This is a genomic window from Streptomyces sp. NPDC054863 (assembly GCF_053610825.1).
The window spans coordinates 1-2,244 of sequence record NZ_JBSGZD010000527.1 but is presented as its reverse complement, the minus strand read 5'-3'; the positions used below and the strand labels follow the sequence as shown (position 1 = coordinate 2,244).

General features: G+C 68.6%; 1 protein-coding gene. It reads left to right on the top strand.

Annotated elements, in window-relative coordinates; all coding sequences use genetic code 11:
- Positions 1 to 6 precede the first annotated feature (6 nt).
- A partial coding sequence (locus ACWGIG_RS38575) for a non-ribosomal peptide synthetase (RefSeq protein ID WP_453326394.1) occupies positions 7 to 2,244 on the top strand: 2,238 nt, incomplete at its 3' end.

Here is a 2,244-nt window from a genome sequence, read left to right as displayed (position 1 = left end):
CAGGGGGTGACGGTGTTCATGGTGATGCAGGCGGCCCTGGCTGCTCTGCTGCACCGTCTCGGTGCCGGGGAGGACATTCCGATCGGTACTCCCCTTGCCGGTCGGACCGATGAGGCGCTCGACGACTTGGTCGGGTTCTTCGTCAACACCCTCGTCCTGCGTTCCGATGTGTCGGGGAATCCGGACTTCACCCAGCTCCTTGAGCGGGTCCGTGAGGGCGCGCTGAATGCGTATGCGCACCAGGACGTGCCGTTCGAGCGGCTGGTGGAGGAGCTCGCACCGGCCCGGTCGATGGCTCGCCATCCGCTGTTCCAGGTCATGCTCACCCTGCAGAACAACACCACGCCGGATCTTGAGTTGCCCGGCCTGGCCGTCGAGGTGTTGCCCACGGGTGAGGTGCCGGCCAAGTTCGACCTGGACGTCCAGCTCAGCGAACACCTCACCGACGGAGGCGAGCCTGCGGGGCTGCAGGGTGTGATCACCTATGCCGCCGACCTGTTCGATCACCACACCGTCGCCGGCATCGGCGAGCGCTTGCTCCGGGTGCTGGAAACAGTGACCACAAACCCGTCGGTGCCGGTCAACCGCATAGAGATACTCGACGTCGGCGAACGCGACCGCATTCTGCTGGAGTGGAACGACACCGCCCGCGACGTTCCCCTCGCAACGCTGCCTGAACTGTTCCAGGCCCAGGCCGCCCGCACCCCGGACGCGACCGCGGTCGTGTTCGAGGGCGTGGAAGTGTCCTATGCCGAACTCAACACCCGAGCCAACCGGCTCGCCCGCCTTCTGGCCGACCGCGGCGTACGGCCCGAAGACATCGTCGCTCTGGCGCTTCCTCGGTCCGTCGACCTCGTCGTCGCCATCCTGGCCGTACTCAAGGCGGGGGCTGCCTACCTTCCGATCGATCCCGGTCATCCGGTCGATCGGATCGCCCATCTGCTCTCCGAGGCACGGCCCTCGGTCCTCATCGCCGACGACGCGACGTGGGAGAGCCTGCGGGGCGTCGACGTGGCTCGTCTGTCGCTCGACGATCCCCAGGTGAGGCTGGACCTGTCGGGCCGTGCCGCGCACGATCTGTCCGACCTGGACCGGCGGGGCCCGCTGCTGCTCGACCACCGCGCGTACGTCATCTACACCTCTGGGTCCACGGGACGTCCGAAGGGCGTGGTGGTCACGCACCGTTCGCTTGCCAACAACATCGCCGCCGTCATGCCGGAGTACGGGATCGACGAGCGTTCGCGGGTGCTGGGGGCGACGGCGTTCAGCTTCGATGTGTCGGTGCAGGACCTTTTCGTCACCTTGATCTCCGGTGCGGTTTTCGTGCTGGCTGCCGATGAGGACCGGGTCGACCTGGAGCGTCTGCAGGGACTGATGCATGCGCAGGGCGTGTCGGTGGCGCATGTGACACCGGGGGTGGCGCGGTCGCTGGACCCCGAGCGGTTGCCGGAGCTGCGGTTGCTCGTGGTGGGAGGCGAGGCGCCGGACGCGGGGCTGGTCGACCGGTGGACCACTGCCGATCGGGAGTTCTACAACAGTTACGGGCCGACGGAGACGACCATCGGGGCCACGCTGATGCGCTGTGCCGCGCCGTCGTGGGGACGTACTCCGCCGATCGGCCGTCCGACGGCGAACACCCGGGCCTTTGTGCTGGATCGGTCGCTGCGGCCGGTGCCTGCGGGGGTGGCCGGGGAGCTGTACCTGGCAGGTGTGCAGCTGGCGCGGGGATACCTGGACCGTCCCGGGCTGACGGCGGAGCGGTTCGTCGCCAACCCCTACGGCATGCCCGGTGAGCGGATGTACCGGACCGGGGACCTGGTGCGGTGGAACGCCGAGGGGCAACTCCATTTCCTGGGCCGTACCGACGACCAGGTCAAGATCCGCGGCTTCCGCATCGAACTCGGAGAGATCGAGACCGCCCTGCTCGCCCACCCGTCCGTTGCCCAGGCGGCGGTGGTGGTGCGGGAGGACCGGCCGGGCGACAAGCGCCTTGTCGGATACGTCGTCCCGGCGAGCGGTCCGGATGGTGCAGACATCGCAGGCATCACAGATGTCGCGGACATCCGTGCCGGCCTGTCGGCCACGTTGCCGGACTACATGGTGCCGGCGGCGATCGTCGAGCTGGACGCACTCCCGCTCACGGTGAACCGCAAGGTGGACCGCAAGGCCCTGCCCGCCCCCGACTACACCGCGACGAGTCCGGGCCGGGAGCCGCGGACCGTCCAGGAGCACCTCCTCGGCCAG